The sequence below is a fragment of the Photorhabdus bodei genome (assembly GCF_003287735.1).
Classification (GTDB): Bacteria; Pseudomonadota; Gammaproteobacteria; order Enterobacterales; family Enterobacteriaceae; genus Photorhabdus; species Photorhabdus kayaii.
In genome coordinates this window covers 20,089-40,612 of the sequence record NZ_NSCM01000012.1, presented here as the reverse complement: position 1 = coordinate 40,612, position 20,524 = coordinate 20,089, and the positions used below count along the sequence as shown (strand labels likewise).

Annotated in this window: 19 protein-coding genes and 9 tRNA genes; 19 read left to right on the top strand and 9 right to left on the bottom strand. The window is 40.4% G+C overall.

The features are described 5' to 3' along the window. Positions 1–46: 46 nt before the first annotated feature. The 3 genes from ptsH to cysZ all read right to left on the bottom strand — a co-directional run bounded on the left by ptsH (position 47) and on the right by cysZ (position 2,695). Entirely contained in the window at positions 47–304 is a 258-nt protein-coding gene (gene ptsH / locus CKY02_RS10180; RefSeq protein WP_112895210.1) for a phosphocarrier protein Hpr, read from the bottom strand. A gap of 552 nt (positions 305–856) precedes the next feature. Next, entirely contained in the window at positions 857–1,810 is a 954-nt protein-coding gene (gene cysK, locus CKY02_RS10175; RefSeq protein ID WP_112895209.1) for a cysteine synthase A, read from the bottom strand. Between the two features lie 114 nt (positions 1,811–1,924). After that, a complete protein-coding gene (gene cysZ / locus CKY02_RS10170; protein ID WP_112895208.1) occupies positions 1,925–2,695 on the bottom strand; it encodes a sulfate transporter CysZ in 771 nt (256 codons plus the stop codon). 220 nt (positions 2,696–2,915) lie between these two features. On the opposite strand from cysZ, the gene zipA reads away from it, so the two are divergent. From zipA to CKY02_RS10150, 5 genes are all read left to right on the top strand, one after another. After that, positions 2,916–3,827, top strand: coding sequence for a cell division protein ZipA (gene zipA / locus CKY02_RS10165; protein WP_112895207.1), 912 nt, complete (start codon positions 2,916–2,918; stop codon positions 3,825–3,827). 61 nt (positions 3,828–3,888) lie between these two features. Beyond that, complete coding sequence (gene ligA, locus CKY02_RS10160) at positions 3,889–5,907, top strand: NAD-dependent DNA ligase LigA (RefSeq protein ID WP_112895206.1); 2,019 nt, start codon at positions 3,889–3,891, stop codon at positions 5,905–5,907. A gap of 151 nt (positions 5,908–6,058) precedes the next feature. Beyond that, entirely contained in the window at positions 6,059–6,205 is a 147-nt protein-coding gene (locus CKY02_RS24520) for a hypothetical protein (protein WP_167405292.1), read from the top strand. Between the two features lie 63 nt (positions 6,206–6,268). Continuing rightward, a complete protein-coding gene (locus CKY02_RS10155; RefSeq protein ID WP_112895205.1) occupies positions 6,269–7,453 on the top strand; it encodes a NupC/NupG family nucleoside CNT transporter in 1,185 nt (394 codons plus the stop codon). Between the two features lie 83 nt (positions 7,454–7,536). Then, on the top strand, positions 7,537–7,752 hold the full coding sequence (locus tag CKY02_RS10150) for a DUF3820 family protein (RefSeq protein ID WP_011145708.1): 216 nt from the start codon (positions 7,537–7,539) through the stop codon (positions 7,750–7,752). 94 nt (positions 7,753–7,846) lie between these two features. On the opposite strand, the gene CKY02_RS10145 is transcribed toward CKY02_RS10150, so the two are convergent. The 3 genes from CKY02_RS10145 to gltX form a co-directional block, all read right to left on the bottom strand. Then, a tRNA-Ala gene (locus CKY02_RS10145) sits at positions 7,847–7,922 on the bottom strand. Between the two features lie 57 nt (positions 7,923–7,979). Then, positions 7,980–8,055 (bottom strand) — tRNA-Ala (locus CKY02_RS10140). A gap of 250 nt (positions 8,056–8,305) precedes the next feature. Beyond that, positions 8,306–9,724 (bottom strand): glutamate--tRNA ligase, encoded by a 1,419-nt coding sequence (gene gltX / locus CKY02_RS10135; RefSeq protein WP_112895204.1) that lies wholly within the window; start codon positions 9,722–9,724, stop codon positions 8,306–8,308. Positions 9,725–9,994: 270 nt separating this feature from the next. On the opposite strand from gltX, the gene CKY02_RS10130 reads away from it, so the two are divergent. The 7 genes from CKY02_RS10130 (at position 9,995) to CKY02_RS10100 (ending at position 10,806) form a co-directional block, all read left to right on the top strand. Continuing rightward, positions 9,995–10,070: transfer RNA gene (locus CKY02_RS10130), tRNA-Val, on the top strand. A gap of 30 nt (positions 10,071–10,100) precedes the next feature. After that, positions 10,101–10,176: transfer RNA gene (locus tag CKY02_RS10125), tRNA-Val, on the top strand. A gap of 45 nt (positions 10,177–10,221) precedes the next feature. Continuing rightward, positions 10,222–10,297, top strand: a tRNA-Val gene (locus CKY02_RS10120). Between the two features lie 43 nt (positions 10,298–10,340). Further along, positions 10,341–10,416: transfer RNA gene (locus tag CKY02_RS10115), tRNA-Lys, on the top strand. A 35-nt stretch (positions 10,417–10,451) separates the two neighbouring features. Further along, positions 10,452–10,527 (top strand) — tRNA-Lys (locus CKY02_RS10110). Between the two features lie 36 nt (positions 10,528–10,563). Then, a tRNA-Lys gene (locus CKY02_RS24515) sits at positions 10,564–10,703 on the top strand. Positions 10,704–10,747: 44 nt separating this feature from the next. After that, positions 10,748–10,806, top strand: a tRNA-Lys gene (locus CKY02_RS10100). A gap of 141 nt (positions 10,807–10,947) precedes the next feature. Here the strand turns inward: CKY02_RS10100 and nadS are convergent. Both nadS and CKY02_RS10090 read right to left on the bottom strand, forming a co-directional pair. Continuing rightward, entirely contained in the window at positions 10,948–11,232 is a 285-nt protein-coding gene (gene nadS, locus CKY02_RS10095; protein ID WP_112895203.1) for a NadS family protein, read from the bottom strand. 1 nt (position 11,233) lies between these two features. Continuing rightward, positions 11,234–11,566, bottom strand: a complete 333-nt coding sequence (locus tag CKY02_RS10090) for a type II toxin-antitoxin system RelE/ParE family toxin (RefSeq protein WP_112895202.1) — start codon at positions 11,564–11,566, stop codon at positions 11,234–11,236. Between the two features lie 478 nt (positions 11,567–12,044). Between CKY02_RS10090 and CKY02_RS10085 the strand changes: the two genes are divergently transcribed. The 4 genes from CKY02_RS10085 (at position 12,045) to pgm (ending at position 16,455) form a co-directional block, all read left to right on the top strand. After that, positions 12,045–12,398, top strand: coding sequence for a hypothetical protein (locus CKY02_RS10085; protein WP_112895201.1), 354 nt, complete (start codon positions 12,045–12,047; stop codon positions 12,396–12,398). Between the two features lie 198 nt (positions 12,399–12,596). Next, a complete protein-coding gene (glk, locus tag CKY02_RS10080; RefSeq protein WP_112895200.1) occupies positions 12,597–13,562 on the top strand; it encodes a glucokinase in 966 nt (321 codons plus the stop codon). 666 nt (positions 13,563–14,228) lie between these two features. Continuing rightward, complete coding sequence (gene seqA / locus CKY02_RS10075) at positions 14,229–14,753, top strand: replication initiation negative regulator SeqA (RefSeq protein ID WP_112876220.1); 525 nt, start codon at positions 14,229–14,231, stop codon at positions 14,751–14,753. Positions 14,754–14,814: 61 nt separating this feature from the next. Continuing rightward, entirely contained in the window at positions 14,815–16,455 is a 1,641-nt protein-coding gene (gene pgm / locus CKY02_RS10070) for a phosphoglucomutase (alpha-D-glucose-1,6-bisphosphate-dependent) (RefSeq protein ID WP_112895199.1), read from the top strand. A gap of 63 nt (positions 16,456–16,518) precedes the next feature. Here the strand turns inward: pgm and CKY02_RS10065 are convergent, their stop codons facing one another. Further along, positions 16,519–16,947: an EamA family transporter gene (locus CKY02_RS10065; RefSeq protein WP_112895198.1), complete on the bottom strand. Its 429-nt coding sequence runs from the start codon at positions 16,945–16,947 to the stop codon at positions 16,519–16,521. Between the two features lie 690 nt (positions 16,948–17,637). Between CKY02_RS10065 and CKY02_RS10060 the strand changes: the two genes are divergently transcribed. The 3 genes from CKY02_RS10060 to CKY02_RS10050 are packed head-to-tail and all read left to right on the top strand — an operon-like array spanning position 17,638 to position 20,420. After that, complete coding sequence (locus CKY02_RS10060) at positions 17,638–18,870, top strand: MFS transporter (protein ID WP_112895197.1); 1,233 nt, start codon at positions 17,638–17,640, stop codon at positions 18,868–18,870. Continuing rightward, complete coding sequence (locus CKY02_RS10055) at positions 18,836–19,231, top strand: ParB N-terminal domain-containing protein (RefSeq protein WP_112895196.1); 396 nt, start codon at positions 18,836–18,838, stop codon at positions 19,229–19,231. Before CKY02_RS10060 ends, CKY02_RS10055 begins: the two co-directional genes overlap by 35 nt. Beyond that, complete coding sequence (locus CKY02_RS10050; RefSeq protein WP_112895195.1) at positions 19,224–20,420, top strand: hypothetical protein; 1,197 nt, start codon at positions 19,224–19,226, stop codon at positions 20,418–20,420. The genes CKY02_RS10055 and CKY02_RS10050 overlap by 8 nt, the downstream gene beginning before the upstream one ends. Positions 20,421–20,524 lie beyond the last annotated feature (104 nt).

Below are 20,524 nucleotides of genomic sequence, written 5' to 3'. Positions count from 1 at the left end.
TATTCACAATCTCTGAATCTTGACTGGTTTTACGGTTAATGGAAAGTTATTCCAGTTCTGCCATTAATTTAACCAGATGCTCGATTGCTTTTTGCTCATCTTCACCTTCAGCAGAAATGGTCACTACAGTGCCTTGAGTGAGTCCCAAAGTTTGTAGCTTAAATAGGCTTTTGGCACTGGCGGTTTTACCACTGGAAGTCAGAGTAATGTCGGAGGAGAAACTTTTGGCTTCTTTAACAAACTGTGCAGCGGGACGGGTATGTAGGCCATTTGGCGCAGTAATAGTGACTTCTTGCTGGAACATAACGTTTCCTCAATAACTTAGATTTTTGCTATGTAAGTTAAGAATTTGCAATGGACAAATTTTAACTTGAGTGTTTATTCGCTGCCTATCCCATTTAAGACGATTTTATTTACCTAAAGAACGAACTGAGTAATGTTCTGGCAAAAGCGATAAATAGCTCTTGAACGCTCTTTAGTACGACCCGTAAGTTCCGAGTCATGTGTGCTGTCTGTATTCACTTTTACTGGTAAGAATGAACAGCACTAACGACGTCTACTGAGATAGACTCTCAGGTTGATAATGTAATAAAAATTTTTATTCATTATCAGAAAAATTGTTCTTTCCGATGCTTCTGATTGATAGTTTGAAGTAAAGATAGATCGTGGAACTCCTTAACTGAAACTACTACTTCTGCTAATTAATTTCGAGCATCGAAATAATTATTATTGGTTAAATACTAGACCCATTGTAAGAAATCATCTGGCAAAGTGTAAAAATTTGATCTACCACACAGAAAAAGCACCATTTAGGTGCTTTTTTATCAATAAATCTAAGTAACTTACTTAAAAACTTTTATTCATCAGACAAGTCAGTAAACAGTACACTGCTTAGATAACGTTCGCCTGATGAAGCCAGAATGACGACGATATTTTTGTCTTTATATTCTGGTTCCTGAGAAAGTTTCACTGCTGCTGCAACGGCGGCACCAGAGGAAATACCTACCAGAATGCCCTCTTTCACCATGATTTCACGTGCGGTTTTGATAGCTTCCTCACTGCTGATTTTGAAAACGCGATCAACCAGTGTCAAATCAAGGTTATCTGGAATGAAACCTGCGCCAATACCTTGAATCTTGTGGGGACCCGGTTTCACTTCTTCACCGGCCAGAGTCTGGCTGATGACGGGTGATTCTTCAGGTTCTACGGCAACCGCGGTGATATTTTTACCTTTGGTGTTTTTCAGGTAACGGGTGACACCTGTTAATGTACCGCCAGTCCCTACACCGGTAACAAATACATCCACTTCACCGTCTGTGTCTTCCCAGATTTCCGGGCCTGTGGTTTTTTCATGGATTTCTGGGTTTGCCGGATTGCTGAACTGTTGCAGGATAATATAACGATCCGGATCGCTAGCTTTAATTTCATTGGCTTTCTCAATGGCACCTTTCATGCCTTTAGCGCCTTCCGTCAGTACCAGTTGTGCTCCCAATGCTTTCAATAGCTTGCGGCGCTCAATACTCATGGTTTCTGGCATAGTCAGCGTTAATTCGTAGCCCCGAGCGGCGGCAACATAAGCAAGGGCTATCCCGGTATTACCGCTGGTAGGTTCTACCAACTCTTTCCCTTGTTGTAGGATACCGCGTTTTTCAGCATCCCAAATCATGTTGGAGCCAATGCGACATTTTACACTAAAACTTGGGTTACGGGATTCTACTTTTGCCAGAATACGCCCATTGCCAAAGTGTTTTAGGCGAATTAACGGGGTACGACCAATAGTCAAAGAATTATCTTCGTAAATTTTACTCATACTCGTCTTTCAACTCCCTTTAGTGATATCCGGTCAACAATACGCCAACAACAGGTTAATGGAAATATAACTTAAATATATTTTTATTGTCTAAAAGAATAACTTAAATGAATATCACGGTATAATACCAGGAGCGTGTTGATCTCGATAACGATCGACCCACATTGCCGTTGCTGCGCATACGGCAACAGGCATAATTACCAAATTGACAATGGGTATCATGGTTAAAATATTCACTGTTGCGCCAAATTGCAGATTAATTATTTTGTTTTGGCGAAGGGCACTACGCATTGTTGGAAAACTGACTTTGTGATTATCAAAGGGGTAATCACAATACTGAATCGATAACATCCAGGCACTGAAAATAAACCAGAGCACAGGTGCAACAGTCTGCCCGATGACAGGAATAAAATAGAGTAGTAATAAGACCAGAGCGCGTGGAATATAGTAGCGCAGCTTGACTAATTCCCGTTTCAGGATACGTGGAACATCTTTGAAGAGTGCGATAACGCCGGTATCCGGTGCGGGAGTTCCTGTTAAATCCGCTTCCAGTTTCTCTGCCAGCAGACCATTGAATGGTGCTGCGATAAAATTCGCTATTGTGCTGAAGAAGTAAGTAAAAATCAGCAAAACAGAGATCACGGCCAGCGGCCATAAAATATAACTGAGCCATTGCATCCAATCTGGTACTTTGCTCACTATCCAAGGGAGCCAATTCTCCAGTTTTTGGTAGAGCCACCAAAATGAACCACCGAGAAACAAAACATTTGCCAACAAAGGCAATAAGACAAATCTTTTAATGCCTGGGCGAGTAATTAATTTGCAACCTTGCACCAAATACTGAAAGCCGCTCAAATTTTTTGGCGATTTTGTCAAATTCAGCATACTTCCTATTCTCTCCTGTGTGATTGAAACGCTATCATATAGGCAGGATTTTCGACTGACTAGTATTGTTCTGTATAAAAAAAATGCAAAAGAGGCTTATTAGGCATTTTTCTGATAAGAAAAGTGTGTATAAGCTTGCACTTGTGTTATTTGACAAATACAGTTAATACAGAAAATATTCCGCCGTGGTGGCATACTTAATTAAACAACAGAGATAGCAATGATGCAGGATTTGCGTCTGATATTAATCATTGTTGGTGCGATAGCAATAATAGCTTTGCTGTTACATGGGTTGTGGACCAACCGTAAAGAGCGTTCTTCGCTTTTTCGTGATCGCCCAGTTAAACGTCATAAACATGATCGTCAGAATAGTTTCGTCGATGACAGTGACGATGAAGCGTTCGACAATCAGCAAAAGCCTTATGCCCATAAGCAGGTGAAATCTCATCAGGAGTATAACGCTGAGTCAGCTATCGAACGCCGTCAGCAAAAGTTGACTGAAATTGATGCTGCAACGCCTGAAGAAAGCGATGATCCATTGCTGGCGAGCCGTCAGCCTGAAACGACAGCGAGAAAAGCCGTCGTAGAAGAGCAGGAACCCCAACTCGGTCTGTTTGAATTTGAAGGGCAGAATGAGTCTGAAAGAAACGGATCTGTGATTGAAGGAAAATCTCAGGAAGCGGCTGGCGAAAAAGAAGCTCAGACTAAAGTGAAAGAAATTGTTTTGGTTCTTCACGTAGCAGCACACCACGGTCAGGAATTGAATGGTGAATCCTTGCTGCAAAGTATTCTACAATCTGGCTTCCAGTTTGGGGAAATGCAGATTTTTCATCGTCACGTGAACCCATCAGGTAGTGGCCCGGTCCTGTTTAGTCTGGCAAATATGGTGAAACCGGGTTCATTTAATCCTGAAACAATGGTTGATTTTACGACTCCAGGGGTTTCCATATTTATGGTGGTCCCTTCTTACGGAGAATCTAGTCAGAATTTTAAACTGATGTTGCAGGCGGCCCAGCGTATTGCTTCCGATGTTGGGGGTGTGGTGCTTGACGATGAGCGAAAAATGCTGACACCGCAAAAAATCGAATTGTATAAGGCACGTATTCGCAGCACACTTGGTGTTCAGGTATAATCAATTTATCGAATGTTCAAGCCCCCGCCAGTCGGGGGCTTTTTATCGCTGGTTATAAATCATGAAATCAACTGCTCAACAAATAGAAAAGCTCAGAACAACACTGCGTCATCATGAATATCTGTATCACGTCATGGATGCACCAGAGATCCCTGATGCAGAATATGATCGGTTAATGCAGGAATTGAAGGATCTTGAAGAACAATACCCTGAGTTGATTACATCGGATTCACCAACGCAGCGGATTGGCGCTGCTCCTCTGACGGCTTTTGAACAAGTCCGCCATGAAATTCCTATGTTGTCACTGGATAACGTATTTGATGAAGAGAGTTATCTGGCGTTTGATAAGCGGGTGCGTGACCGCCTGAAAGAGAGCCAGGATTTAGTTGTGTGCTGTGAGCTGAAACTGGATGGCTTGGCGGTTAGCCTGTTGTATGAGAATGGTGAGTTGGTACGGGCTGCAACTCGTGGTGATGGTACAACAGGGGAAAATATTACATCGAATATACGGACTATCGGCGCAATTCCACTGCGTCTATTCGGCGAAAATATTCCAGCGCGTATTGAAATTCGCGGTGAAGTTTTCATGCCACAAAAAGGGTTTGAGAAACTGAATGAGGAAGCTCGCCGCACGGGTGCAAAAGTATTTGCTAACCCACGTAATGCGGCGGCTGGATCTCTACGTCAGCTCGATCCTCGTATTACGGCTAAACGCCCATTGGCTTTCTTCTGTTATGGTGTTGGTATATTGGAGGGGGGCGAGTTACCAGCCAGTCACTACGAGCGATTGATACAGTTTAAGAAATGGGGATTGCCGGTCAGCGATAAAGTTAAAGTTTGTACCGATAGTCAACAGGTTATTGATTTTTATCATGATATTGTAAACCAGCGTTCCGCATTGGGGTTTGATATCGATGGTGTTGTTGTCAAAGTCAATTCGCTGGAATTGCAGGAAATATTAGGTTTTGTTGCCCGTGCGCCCCGTTGGGCCACGGCATTCAAATTTCCTGCACAGGAGCAAATGACGATTGTTCGTGATGTTGAGTTTCAGGTTGGTCGTACTGGCGCAATCACACCGGTAGCACGTCTGGAGCCAGTGCAGGTCTCTGGTGTAATTGTCAGTAATGCAACATTGCACAATGCGGATGAGATTGAACGTTTAGGTTTGCGGATTGGCGATACGGTTATTATCCGCCGTGCTGGTGATGTGATTCCACAAGTTGTCGGTGTTTTGGAAGAGAGAAGGCCACAGGACAGTAATGAAGTTGTTTTCCCTGAACATTGCCCGGTATGTGGGGCGGATATTGAAAGGATTGAAGGGGAAGCTGTCGCGCGTTGTACGGGGGGATTGGTGTGTGGTGCTCAGCGTAAAGAAGCGCTTAGACATTTTGTTTCCCGTCGGGCGATGGATGTTGACGGCATGGGAGAAAAGATTATCGATCAGCTAGTGGATAAAGAGTATGTCAAAACCCCAGCAGATCTTTTCAGGCTGACGGCAGGTAAATTGACCGGGCTTGATCGCATGGGGCCGAAATCTGCCCAGAATGCAGTAGATGCGTTGGAAAAAGCAAAAAGAACCACCTTTGCCCGTTTCCTTTATGCATTGGGTATCCGTGAAGTTGGGGAAACGACCGCTGCTAATCTGGCTGCTCACTTTGGCGAACTGGATAAATTACGTTCCGCTGATGAGGAAGCATTGAAAGAGGTTCAGGATGTTGGCGAAGTGGTGGCGAAACATGTCGTTAACTTCTTCATTGAACCCCATAACCAAGCAGTTATTGACGATCTGATTGATAATATCGGTATCAACTGGGAACCGGTTGTCGTAACGAAAGCTGAGAAGATTGATAGCCCATTTTCGGGTAAAACAGTTGTACTGACAGGTTCATTGCATCAGTTATCCAGGGATGAAGCCAAAGCTAAACTTGTTGCACTTGGAGCAAAGGTGACGGGCAGCGTTTCTAAGAAAACAGATTTGGTGATTGCGGGTGAAGCCGCCGGTTCAAAATTAGCTAAAGCTAACGAGTTAAATATTCCGGTTATTGATGAAGAAGAAATGATCCGTTTGTTGGGTGAATAACTTTTTGTTTACATACTGATTATTGAGAGCTTTTCTCAATAATCAGTTATGTGCGATAAGGTTTTTTTAAAGCTTATTTTATACGATTCAGCTAAAAATGTGATCAGACACATTAAGTAAAGGTTTACAGCAAGAATTATTTCAGTCTAATGTGATATCTATACCCTATGGATTTCAAGATGCATCGCGACGGCAAGGGAGTGAATCCCCGGGAGCAATAGATAACTATGTGACCGGGGTGAGCGAGTGCAGCCAACAAAGAGGCGACTTGAAAGATAACGGGTATATTCTTATTTGATCGCCTTTTATTGCATAGAATGCGTTGATAAAAACTCGCTTTCTATCGTGTTTGGAGTGTGATATGTCTCAGATCCTGCATTTCTTCTTAGCTTTGATTGTCATTGGCGGCCTTGCTATTTTGACAAGTAATGACCGTAAAAGTATTCGTCCTCGTTATGTTATTCAATTGCTTGTTATTGAACTTATCTTGGCTTGGTTTTTCCTGAATTCTGGTATTGGTCAAGAATTTGTCATGGGATTTGCTGGTTTGTTTGAGCATTTATTGAAATATGCGGGTGAAGGGACTGAATTTATTTTTGGCGGCATGATGGATGCAAAACTGGCATTCTTCTTTCTGAATGTATTGTGCCCGATTATCTTTATTTCTGCGCTGATTGGTATTTTGCAGCATATCAAGCTGTTGCCAATCATCATCCGTGTTATTGGTACTCTGCTGTCTAAAGTCAACGGTATGGGTAAACTGGAATCATTTAACGCAGTGAGTTCTCTGATACTGGGGCAGTCTGAAAACTTTATTGCTTATAAAGATGTACTGGGAAAAATGTCAGAGCGCCGTATGTACACGATGGCGGCGACTGCAATGTCAACGGTTTCTATGTCAATCGTTGGTGCCTACATGACAATTTTAGCGCCTAAATATGTTGTGGCAGCATTGGTGCTTAATATGTTCAGTACCTTTATCATCCTATCATTGATTAATCCGTATGCTGTTGACAGTGAAGAAGATATTCAGATGAGCAATCTTCACGAAGGCCAAAGTTTTTTCGAAATGCTAGGTGAATATATTTTGGCGGGTTTCAAAGTGGCGCTCATTGTTGCTGCTATGTTGATTGGTTTCATTGCCCTGATTGCGGCTGTTAATGCGTTGTTCAGCATGATGTTTGAGAAGAGCTTCCAGGAAATGCTCGGTTATGTGTTTTATCCATTTGCTTGGGTGATTGGGATTCCTACAGATGAAGCATTGAAGGTTGGTAGTGTCATGGCAACCAAATTAGTTGCTAACGAATTTGTGGCAATGCACAGCTTACAATCCATTACGACAGAACTTTCTCCACGTTCACAGGGTATTTTGTCGGTATTCTTGGTTTCTTTTGCTAACTTCTCTTCCATTGGGATTGTGGCCGGTGCGATTAAAGGCTTGAATGAGAAACAGGGTAATGTCGTTTCCCGCTTTGGTTTGAAACTACTGTTTGGTTCAACGCTTGTCAGTTTCTTGTCTGCGGCTATTGCAGGTTTGGTACTGTAAAAGATAACGTTTTATCATGGAATGTTGCATCATGGGTGATGCAATTTCCCTTTCACCTATTTCTCCTTATAGACGTGCAAATTATGGAAAAAGAGAACCTGATAGAAATTGCTAATACTGCAATGCCGTTCGGTAAATACAAAGGGCGTATGCTCATTGACTTACCGGAAGAGTATTTATTATGGTTTGCTCGTAAGGGTGAATTTCCACAAGGTAAATTGGGTGCGTTGATGGAGATGACTTTAGCAATAAAACTAGAGGGACTAGATTCGTTGGTGAAGCCATTGAAAAAAGGCTAGCTAAGGTTGGCGTTTTTTTTAAATCGATGATGGTGGTTAGATATGGTAATAACCAAAAGGCCCTGAAGGCATGGCTTTCAGGGCCTGATAATTTTGGTGGAGCTAAGCGGGATCGAACCGCTGACCTCTTGCATGCCATGCAAGCGCTCTCCCAGCTGAGCTATAGCCCCACGAACGTGGTATTTCCTAATTTTAGTGCCAAATACCTTATTACAATATAAAGGATTTGGTGGAGCTAAGCGGGATCGAACCGCTGACCTCTTGCATGCCATGCAAGCGCTCTCCCAGCTGAGCTATAGCCCCAATCAAAATTAATGTAACGGGCCGCATAATATGAAACCCTGCAAATACTGTCAACGGCTAACTTATCATTCTCACAACAAGCGTTGAAAAAGCCATCAATTTTATAATCAATTAGCAAAATAGAGACTGAGCAATGGGTTGAAGTAAAATAGAAAGTGTTTGGGAAAGTGGTAAAAAGGTAGCAATTAAATGAGATTTTCTGAAAATAAAAAGGCATCACATGTGATAAGTGATGCCTTGGGTGCATTAATTAGGATTGAGTTTCACGTTGAGCAATGAATTCCAGCGCTTGATTGATACGGGATAAAATACGGGTTTGCCCGATAGCGTGAATAGTGACATCCACACCTGGAGATTGACCTGCACCGGTAGCCGCAACCCGCAATGGCATACCGACTTTACCCATACCGACTTCTAGCTCATCAGCGGTGGATTGAATGGCATGGTGCACATTTTCTGGTGTCCAATCAGTAATTGAAGCCAGCTTTGCATGGACAACTTCAAGAGGCTGACGGGCAACTGGGCGCAAATGTTTCTTCGCCGCATCGGCATCAAATTCAGCAAAATCTTCATAAAAGTAGCGGCAGGATTCCGCCATCTCTTTCAGAGTTTTACAACGTTCGCCCAGTAATTTAATTAGATCAACCAACTGTGGACCATGACGGGTATCAATACCTTGTTGCTCAATATGCCATGCTAGATGAACGGCAACTTTCTCTGGCGGCAGGGCATTAATATAGTGATGGTTCAACCATTGCAATTTTTCGGTATTGAATGCACTGGCGGATTTATTGATGGCATCTAGGCTGAACAGCTCAGTCATTTCTTCAATGCTGAAAATTTCTTGATCGCCGTGCGACCAACCCAAACGAACCAGATAATTCAGCAGTGCTTCTGGCAGGTAGCCATCATCACGGTATTGCATAACGCTCACTGCACCGTGACGTTTGGATAATTTTTTACCGTCATCACCTAGAATCATCGAAACGTGTGCATATTCTGGCACGGGAGCGCCTAGTGCTTTCAGGATATTGATTTGGCGAGGCGTATTATTGATATGGTCTTCACCGCGGATGACATGGGTGATCTCCATATCCCAGTCATCGATAACAACACAGAAATTATACGTTGGTGAGCCATCGGTACGACGGATAATCAGATCATCAAGTTCCTGATTACTGAACTCGATGGGGCCTCGGATACGATCATTAAAAACAACAGAACCTTCCTGTGGATTGCGGAAACGGACGACATGGGGTTGATCTGGGTTATGTTGACATAGATTATCACGGCAACGGCCGTCATAACGCGGTTTCTCGCCATTTGCCATTTGAGTTTCCCGTAATTCTTCCAGACGCACTTTAGAACAATAGCAGCGATAGGCACTCCCTTGTTCTAGCATTTGATCAATTGCCTGATGATAACGATCAAAACGTTTCGTCTGATAATAAGGGCCTTCATCCCAATTCAGATTTAACCAGTTCATACCGTCCATAATGGCATTGATAGCTTCCTGAGTTGAGCGTTCAAGGTCAGTATCTTCGATACGCAATACAAATTCGCCTTTGTTATGGCGGCTATATAACCAGGAATAAAGTGCGGTACGAGCACCGCCAACATGAAGATAGCCAGTTGGGCTTGGTGCGAAACGGGTTTTAATTTTACTCATCGGGGATTGCCTTAATTACGTTTCACTTTTCAATGAACGTTATTGGTGATTTAAAGTAATAAAAGTGGGGGTCATTTTATCACTGCACCTTAATTCCTCAATGCTGTTAACGGGAAGTTGTTGAGGAAAGTCAGTGTACTTGTCTAAACTGTACCCTATAGTGACGATAATTATCTCACCCTTGTTTAATTTTGAGACGAACGATATTTTTCTCTAGAAAAAGCGTTGACTCACTCTGAACTATCCCTATAATGCGACTCCATCACGACGGGGCGATTAGCTCAGTTGGTAGAGCATCTCCCTTACAAGGAGGGGGTCATCAGTTCGAATCTGGTATCGCCCACCATCTCGTTGTGATAAAAATGATTTTATGATTGGGCGATTAGCTCAGTTGGTAGAGCATCTCCCTTACAAGGAGGGGGTCATCAGTTCGAATCTGGTATCGCCCACCAATCATAAATTCAGTGGTATAGAAGCAGTAATAGTCATCATGAAGTGGGCGATTAGCTCAGTTGGTAGAGCATCTCCCTTACAAGGAGGGGGTCATCAGTTCGAATCTGGTATCGCCCACCACTTCATTAAGATTGTTTCAGGCGGTATCACATATCTTTGGTGCGGGTCGTTAGCTCAGTCGGTAGAGCAGTTGACTTTTAATCAATTGGTCGCAGGTTCGAATCCTGCACGACCCACCACTCCAAAAGATATCCAGAGTAGTTCCCCTATAGATGGGTCGTTAGCTCAGTCGGTAGAGCAGTTGACTTTTAATCAATTGGTCGCAGGTTCGAATCCTGCACGACCCACCACTCCAAAAGATATTCAGAGTAGTTATCCTATTAGATGGGTTGTTAGCTCAGTCGGTAGAGCAGTTGAATTTTAATCAATGGGTCGCAGGTTCGAGCCGAGCGAAGCGAGACAACAGCGCGTGAGCGCTGGCCCGAAGGGCGAGGCCGTAGGCCGAGTCATCCTGCACGACCCACCATCTCAAAAGACACAATCAGAATAATTTTCCTACAGTCAGGTTGTTAGCTCAGTCGGTAGAGCAGTTGATTTTTAATCAATGGGTCGCAGGTTCGAGCCGAGCGAAGCGAGACAACAGCGCGTGAGCGCTGGCCCGCAGCAAAAGAAGTCACAAACAATGAGAACACTCAAACTATGGCCTCTTGGAAACAGGTAGAACCGAGATGTGGTAGGTAACTTTAATACTTGTACGACACACCGGCTAATCAATGCGTCGCCAGAGCCTTATAAAAATTAGGGTTTTCTTGGATGATAGCTAACACCTTTGCCGCTAGTCCTGTCGGATTTCGACGCTTCTGCTCCCAGCTTTTAATTGTATCAAGGCTGGTGCTTAAAGCCTCCGCCATCTCTGCCTGTGAAATGTTAAGTTGAGCACGGATGGCTTTAACGTCGGCAACTTCATATCGGGTCACACGCGCTGTGGCTTTATTACCTTGTTTAATTTCAACTGCTTCTTCGAGGGATGCTTTTAATTCGTCAAAAAAACTCATGTTACACCTCATCTTTTAGTAATTTTGTTAGTTTTTTCAGTTCTGCTTTCTCGGCATCCGTTAAGCTATCTTTTTTACTTTTCGGATAAGCCATCACCAGATAGATAATATCTTCAGTCGCTAGAAGATAAATAACTCTGGCACTACCATTTTTTCCTTGTGAGCCTATAGCCATTCTGATTTTACGTAACCCCCCAGTACCACGTATTAGATCACCTTTATCTGGTGACTCGATAAGCTCTCGTTGCAGTTCTTTAAGTTCATCATCAGTGGCAACCTCTTTTATCTGTCGGGTAAACATACTAGTTTCGATAAACTCTATCGCATGACTCACTGGAAAACCTCCTTTATCCTAGAGTACAAGGTACTCTTATAATTCTAAAATTGCCAGCATGACTTACAAATTTATTCCATACCTTTAGTCGTACTACAGATCCGGTTATTTAACAAAGCCTGCCAAACGAAACCAGTAGTCACCGAACGAAGTGAAGAAAACCTCGAAGGCCGAACCATCCAGCACAACCCATCATAAATTCAATGAGTTATGTCATTTTATTACCACGGCTAGATTTTCGTGTACTGTATTTGTGCTGTGAAATTGCAGAATAGTATCAATATTCTTAGCATGAGCTTCATCATTTTGTGTATATACAGATTAACCATGAGTTAAAAACTCCGAAGCACATGAAGCTCTTGATATCATCAAACATCAAATTGAAATTAGCAGGCAAAAACCGCCTGTTAAAGACAGCTTATACACCTAATGAAGATGAATTGAGAATTTACAGAAAATATGGCCTAGGAATAAAGAAATGAGCAAACAAACTGATAAGCGAGCAAATAACCTGATAGTTTCTACTGATGAAGCATGGGAGAACGGTGAGCTTGGTTGTAGTGAGGCTCACGTTAAAGTATCTGATGATGTAACAGAAGATCTGATTAACGAAGCGCTGGAGTTACAGCCCATTTCAATCAGATTAAATCGGTCTCTGATTGAAGATTTGAAAATGATAGCAGACCTTAATGGCCTAGGTTATCAGCCATTAATTAGGCAGGTTTTAAATCGTTTTGCTGATAGCGAGAAAAAACGGGTACTCGCCGAAGTTCACAGCAAGGCAATGAAAAGTAAAAAAAGAAAATCCAATGAACGTCATAAGGCTGTTTAACCCCATGTCTTAGCTACGTATATACCCTAAAGATTTCAAAATGCATCGCGACGGTAAGGAAGCGAATCCCCGGAAGCATAGATAACTATATGACCGGGATGAGTGCAAGTTATTCACTCCTAAACGATCTATACCAATAATGCCGGATGGGATAAGCTTTACCTAATTGTTGTACTAGCTGATTATTAGGATATAAAAATGAATCTCTACGGACTTGTTGCTGATATTGGCGGCACTAATGCCAGATTAGCACTTTGCAATTTGGAAAATGGGGCTATTGAGCGGATTGAAACGTATAGTGCAAAACAACATGCTGGATTAGAATCTATTATCAGTCACTATTTAGCGGAGCAAAAAACAGTAGTGACTTATGCATGTATCGCTATTGCTTGCCCGATAAATGGTGATTGGGTAGAAATGACCAATCACCAATGGGCATTTTCGATTAGTGAGCTGAAACAGACGCTTGGGCTAGAAAAATTAGATGTGATCAATGACTTCACGGCTGTATCTATGGCTATTCCAATGCTGACAGAAGAATACAAGCTTCAATTAGGAGGAGGAGAAGCGGTTAAAGACAAACCGATAGCGGTTTACGGGGCAGGGACTGGCCTTGGTGTCGCTCATTTGATCAAGGTAGACAAGCAATGGGTAAGTTTACCGGGTGAAGGTGGTCATGTAGATTTCGCCGCGAATAGTGAAGAACAAGATGCGATATTGGCTGTTTTGCGGCGTAAATTTGGGCATGTTTCAGTAGAAAGAATCTTGTCCGGTAGTGGGTTGGTAAACCTTTATCAGGCGATTGCCATTTTGGATAATCGTCAGCCGGAAGATTTAGAACCAGAAACCGTGACGCAACGAGCATTGGATGAAAGTTGTCAATATTGCCATCGTGCTCTGACACTATTTTGTGAAATTATGGGGCGATTTGGTGGAAATTTAGCGTTAAATATGGGGACTTTTGGTGGTGTGTATATCGCTGGTGGTATAGTGCCGCGGTTTCTTGATTTCTTTAAGCAATCGAACTTTCTTCATGGATTTGAAGATAAAGGGCGTTTTAAACCGTTAATACAACAGATTCCTGTTTATTTGATTACTCATCCACAACCAGGATTATTAGGTTCAGGTACCTATTTACGGCAACAACTTTCACTTATTGATTAAATTACAAGGTCAGATATATACATTTCGAAATTAATGATTGTGTATATCTGACTGGAATTTTTTAAATATCACTATTGCAACTGTATATTAGTATTGAAAGCCATGAAAATCCATTTTATTTTTGAGTGTTTATGGTTTTATTTATATTAAATCTTGGTTTAATAATATCGTTTTGGATTTATAAGAATAAATTTAAAGAATAGATATTATGATTTAAAAAATTAATGATTGAAATTATTGATTCTATAATTCACATTGAAAATACAATAATGGTGATAAATATATATCCCCATGAATTTAAACTGTTTTACTGTCTATAATCAATCTCCCCATTCACAGTTTCATCTCCCTTGATTGAATTGATTATCGGCAATGTTGAAACCAAGTTTTATCATTATTTGGGTATAATATCAGAATAAATTATTATGTGATTATCAACGCCTAAATAAGTGGTATTAAAAGATCGATATGACATTTGACAATGAGATTTATATTCACAATATTTATGTAACTGATTGATTTATTTTAGATGAAAAACGGATATTTTATTATGCTGTTTTTCATGTTTAAATACTTTTAACTTATTGAAATTTTAATTGTTTTGTTTTCTCTTTTTATACTTTATAATCTGTCGAAATTTTTTATTTAGAACAGTACTGGATAGAAATGAAAACGATAGAAGTTGATGAAGACCTTTACCGCTATATTGCCAGCCACACACAACATATTGGTGAAAGTGCATCTGATATTTTACGGCGAATGCTAAAATTTAACGCCGAGCAGCCAGTACAAAATGTACAGCCTCTCAGTGCTGTGGAGAAAGCGCCAGTAGCCCGCCAGCGTGATTCTGTCCGTGTGATACGCGAATTATTACTTTCAGATGACTATTCTGACAAGAAAAAATCTGTTGAGCGTTTTATGTTGATCTTATCTACGTTATACAGCCTGAATAGTGAAATTTTTTCCCAGACGACTGATGCCATGCACGGTCGTACCCGTGTTTATTTTGCTGGTGATGAACAGACATTGCTCGCCAGTGGTAAACAAACCAAACCTCGTCACATTCCGGGCACGCCTTTTTGGGTCATTACTAACACTAACACTGACCGTAAGCGTAGTATGGTTGAGCAAATTATGCAGGATATGAAATTCTCAGCCAATTTTATCGACAAGGTGTGTGGCACAATTTAACTGATTAAGGCTGTGCTGACAGACAAAGTACAGTGCAGCCCTTGTCCAGGGGAGATTTAAAGTGGTAAATCATCCGTGCGCGGGGCAGATTGCCCGCCAAAGTGATCTGATAAATGTAGCGCAGCTTACATCACAGTATTACACCTTGCATCCTCAGCCGGAAAACTCAGAGCATAAAGTTAAATTTGGTACATCCGGTCATCGTGGCAGTTCTCAGCGTCACAGTTTTAATGAGGCGCATATTCTGGCAATTACTCAAGCTGTTGCGGAAGTTCGCAAGCAACGGGGAATCAATGGCCCTTGTTATGTGGGTAAAGATACCCATGCTTTATCAGAAGCGGCATTTATTTCCGTACTGGAAGTCTTGACGGCTAACAGCGTGAATGTGATTGTGCAGGAAAATAATGGATTTACGCCAACACCTGCGATTTCTCATGCCATCCTCTGTTATAACCGCTTGGGGAAAGCGTTGGCTGATGGGATTGTTATTACCCCTTCCCATAATCCACCAGAAGACGGGGGGATTAAATATAATCCACCTGATGGTGGTCCCGCAGATACGGATTTGACAGCAATTATAGAACGTCGTGCTAATGAGTTGCTTACAGAAGGTCTAAAAGGCGTTAAACGTTTGCCATTTGTTCAGGTATTGAACAGCGAATATTTGCATCAGCAGGATTTAGTTGAACCATATGTTAGTGCGTTGGGTGATGTGGTTGATATGGCCGCTATCCAGCGGGCCGGGCTGAAAATCGGTATTGATCCTTTGGGGGGCTCTGGCATTGCGTTCTGGCAGCGTATTGGTGAGCGCTACAATTTGGATCTGACATTGGTTAATGATCAAGTTGATCAGACATTCCGTTTTATGCACTTGGATCATGATGGCGTCATTCGTATGGATTGCTCATCCCCTTGGGCAATGGCGGGTTTGTTAGCCATGCGTGATAAGTTTGATTTGGCTTTTGCAAACGATCCGGATTATGACCGCCACGGTATTGTCACTCCCGCTGGTTTGATGAATCCGAACCACTATCTGGCAACCGCGATAAATTACCTATTCCGCCATCGTCCGCAATGGTCAGAAAGTGTTGCGATAGGTAAAACATTGGTATCCAGTGCCATGATTGATCGGGTCGTCGCCGATCTTGGCCGTAAATTGGTAGAAGTACCGGTGGGTTTTAAGTGGTTTGTTGATGGGTTACATAAAGGTGAGTTGGGCTTTGGTGGAGAGGAGAGTGCAGGGGCTTCTTTCCTGCGTTTTGATGGTACGCCGTGGTCTACAGATAAAGATGGGATTATCTTGTGTTTGCTGGCGGCAGAGATGACCGCGGTAACAGGGGAAAATCCGCAGCAGCATTACAACAAGTTGGCAGCTCGCTTCGGTACGCCAAGTTATAGCCGCATCCAGGCACCGGCAACTTATCAGCAGAAAGCATTATTAGCCAAGTTATCACCAGAAATGGTGAAAGCGGATAAGCTTGCCGGTGATCCAATCACAGCCCGGTTGACAAAAGCTTCTGGTAATGGAGCGTCAATAGGTGGTCTAAAAGTGATAACAGAAAACGGCTGGTTTGCTGCTCGCCCATCGGGAACAGAAGAAGCCTACAAAATTTATTGTGAAAGCTTCCTTGGCCCTGAGCACCGGCAGAAAATTGAGCAGGAAGCGCTGGATATCGTTAACCAGGTTTTTGCCGCCGGTTGATCTTTTTGGCCGATTAAAAAGAATCCGCAACAGTGATAACAACTTTTGCGGATTTTTTATTTTTCAGCCGAGAGCAACCATTAACGCACCGGCAGTAATCAGTGCAATACCACCTGCGGTCATCAGTGATATTTTTTCACCAAATAAGATAACGGCCAGGATAACAGTAAACACGACACTGAGTTTATCAATCGGGGCAACCTGAGAAACATTGCCGTTTCTAATTGCCATAAAGTAAAACAACCATGACAATGCCCCCGCCACACCGCTTAAAGCGATAAAAAGCAACGCCTTGTGGTTTGCCAGTATTTCACTAACCAGATTTAATTTTCCTTGTACGACAACGACACCGACAAGAAACAGCGCCATAATGACTGCGCGTATTGCTGTTGCTGTATTGGCATCAAGATTTTGCAAACCGATTTTCCCGAAGATAGCGACTAAAGCGGCGGTAAACGCTGATAATAAGGCATAGATAAGCCAGGTACCCATCGCGAATAAATCCTGTTGTTAGTATCAAATGAGTTGAGATGATAAGACAATTCTCTCTGTTTGAATGTATCATTTATTTCATTAAGGAAATTAAAGAATAAACTCATTACTAATCCCCATTTTAGTTAGTGAATATTTTGGGCCTATGCGATAATTTCCAGTTTTAATCTCGGATGGCTTCATATAAATCTATAAATAATAATTATCCCCACCGGAGTTTAGCTATTAAACTAAAATACAGTTTTATTTATTTATTTCACTTTGAATATAATATTACAGTTTATTTTGGGATTAGATTAAGCTGAGTTTTTCAGTTGATTGATTACTATTTGAATAGATAAAGATTGAACTGAAAGGTTTTCATCTGAGATTAAGGGCCCTTTTTACCGGTGTTTTTGCCGGTTAAAGTGCGAAGTACTTATGTCATTATGTTGCTTACTAACATCACCAGCATTTGATCTACGTTTAACATGTAATAAAAATGTCATATTTAGTTTGCAATTAACATCTGTTTTGATAATATATTAAAAATAAATTATATAACATTGAATTTACTTTATCGTACAGATCATCCTAGTTCTTGCTTCTACATTTGATTTTTGTAGAGGCAAGTGGGTTTTATGTACTCTCATAAATATTTTAAATGCTTGGTTTAAAAGATACCAATATAAATAACATAAGAAAATAACAATGAAAAATTTTTCTCTTAATAGTTATACATCCATACCGGCATGTATATGGGGTCTATTTTTTGGGACTTTTGTAACAAGATCAACATCAATGATGGTATGGCCTTTTATATCCATCATATTATATACCAAGTTTCATTTTACTGCATCGATGATTGGATTAGTTCTCTCTTTATCCATTGCGATTTCATCAATATTAAGTTTTTATGCTGGTTACTTCTCTGATAAAGTCGGCCGGGCTAAGATAATCATCATTGGATGTCTTATATCTTCATTGGCATATTTAATATTGTGGTTATCTGAACATCAGTCTGGTTTTATTATTGGTACTTTATTAGCGAATATTTCTTGGGCGCTTGTGAATAATCCAATAAAAGCCGTTATCGGCGATATTATCGAGGAAAAGCAGGTAAGAGAGAATGCCATGTACTTAAGGTATTTATTTCTTAATGCGGGTGCGGTAGTCGGGCCTTATTTAGGTGTAAAATTAAGCCTGGATATTAATTCCATCTCTTTTCTGATTGTTTCGATATCCTATGTAATTTTTATGATCCCTGTTTATTTATTTGGTAAGAAAATAAAAATAAACTTAACAAATAATGATGATTTTAAAGGAACGATGAAGGTTTTATTAAATGACCGTGTGTTTTTAATGTTGGTCATCAATAATATTCTCATGATGTTTATTTTTGGCCATTTTGATTCAACTTTGCCACAATTAATTACTTCATTAGGGTTTAATGGGTATGCTGAGTTTATTGCTTCGCTTATTATGTTACATGCGATAACCATTGTGGTTATGCAGTTACCGTTTTCCATGTTAACGCAAAAAATGGAGTTAGAAACGAAAATAAATATAGGGTCTGTGTTACTTATTTTGTCTGAATTAATGTTCTTTATTGCATTCAAGTATTATGATGTTTATTTATTGTGGTATGTAGCTGCTTTTACCATGAGTATCAGTCAAACTATTTTGTTTCCATGTGTGAATGTTTTTATCGATCGTTTGGCGCCAAATGATTTACGTGGCGCATATTTTGGTGCAGCGTCACTTTATAGTATTGGTTTTTCTATATCTCCATTAGTTGGTGGTGCTATTATCCAATTATTTGATGGTGGAGTGTTATTTCAATTATTAGCGATATTAAGTGTGTTGATGTTGGTAATTTTCTATCGGATGTTTAAACTAAGGGATAAACATGAAATTAATATTAGAAGAAGTCTCAAATCTTAGACCAACTGAATTACATTGTCCTGTTCGTGTTGAGCAGTTAATAGAGAAAGTTAAACTTGAAGGTTTTTGGACTCAACCAATTTGGATTGATTCAGCAACGAATGTGGTTATTGATGGTCATCATAGACTTGAATTAGCCAAAACACTAAAATTAAGTTGTATTCCTTGTTTGGCATTTGATTATGAGAAGGAACTGTTGGTTTATTCCCGTAATGAGGATAAAAAGATTAGTCATAGTGATGTTATTAAAGCAGGTTTGGATGGGCAACCTCTTGGTTATAAACAGACTCGTCATGAGTTTTCCGGGAATGTTATTGAGACTCAAATTTCGTTAAAAATGTTAGGATTTGTCAATGAATAAGCCGTTTTATGATGTGGTAATGTGTGGTGCAGGTCCTGCAAATATTTCATTAATCCCAGATTTATTAAAAGATGAAGCCATAAAAAATGGTTTGATTTTAGAAAAAACAGAGATGGTGGGTTCTGGTTCATTAAAGAAATATAAAATTACCGCGAACTCTTTAGGTAGTGTATTTTTAGAGAAATTTGATGGTTGTGATGATGAGCTTAGTCAATATATAAGATCAACATCAGAGTGGGAATATTTTAGTGCCAATAAAGATAAGCCAGTTGAATTGAGGTTTGTCGGCCAATATTTGGAGAAAATTGCACACTTTATTCAGGAAAACAAATATGGTGATCGGTTTAATATTTTGACTGATGCGGAAGTAAAAAAGATTAAACAGAATGAAGATGGTAACTATGATATAACTTATCATAAAAATAATGAAGATTATATTGTATCAGCGCGAAAAGTACTGTTTAATATAGGTGGAAATCCAAACGAATCCAGATTATTGCATAATAGTAATAATATTACCTCTGGTGATTTTATTAAAGGTTTTTATGATGAGGTTATAAATAAAGGTGATATAAAAAGTATATCAATATTGGGTTCGTCACATAGTTCAGTTTCTTGTTTAATTCGGTTGATAGAGCAATTAAAGTTTACCGGTAAGATAAACGTTCTGGTTAATAAAGATTTTAAATTGTTCTTTGATTCACCTGCAAGTGCAGAATCTTATGGCTATGATTTTACTCAGGAAGATATCTGTCCTTTAAGTGGACGGGTTAACCGATATTCAGGTTTGAGATATGATTCTTTTGCTTTTGCACAAGAAATTAAGGAAAGAAAATATAAAAATATTGCTATCTTGAATATTTCAAAAATTTCTGATGATGAAGTTATTAAACTCATTAACTGTGATGATTTGCTTATTCATTGTACTGGCTATCACTCTAAACTTATTGAAATAGTTAATGAGAATAATACGCCTATTGAATTTAAAAGTGATAAATACGGTTTGTTAACTAATGCAAAGTTAAATCCTATATCAACGTCAGGTGACGCGCTCAATAATTTTCATACATTTGGTCTGGGGTCTGGCGTAAAGACGGGTGGTGAAAATGGTGGTGAGGCAAGTTTCCACGGAAGAATTGATGGGGTTTGGGTGTATCAACATGCTATATATGACATCGTATTTAATTGATATTTAATTCAATATCAATTTTATATCATTAATGAACTATATTTTAGGTTAATTCTTATTTAAGAATAACAATAGCCTTTTAACATCCATTTAAAATAATTTAT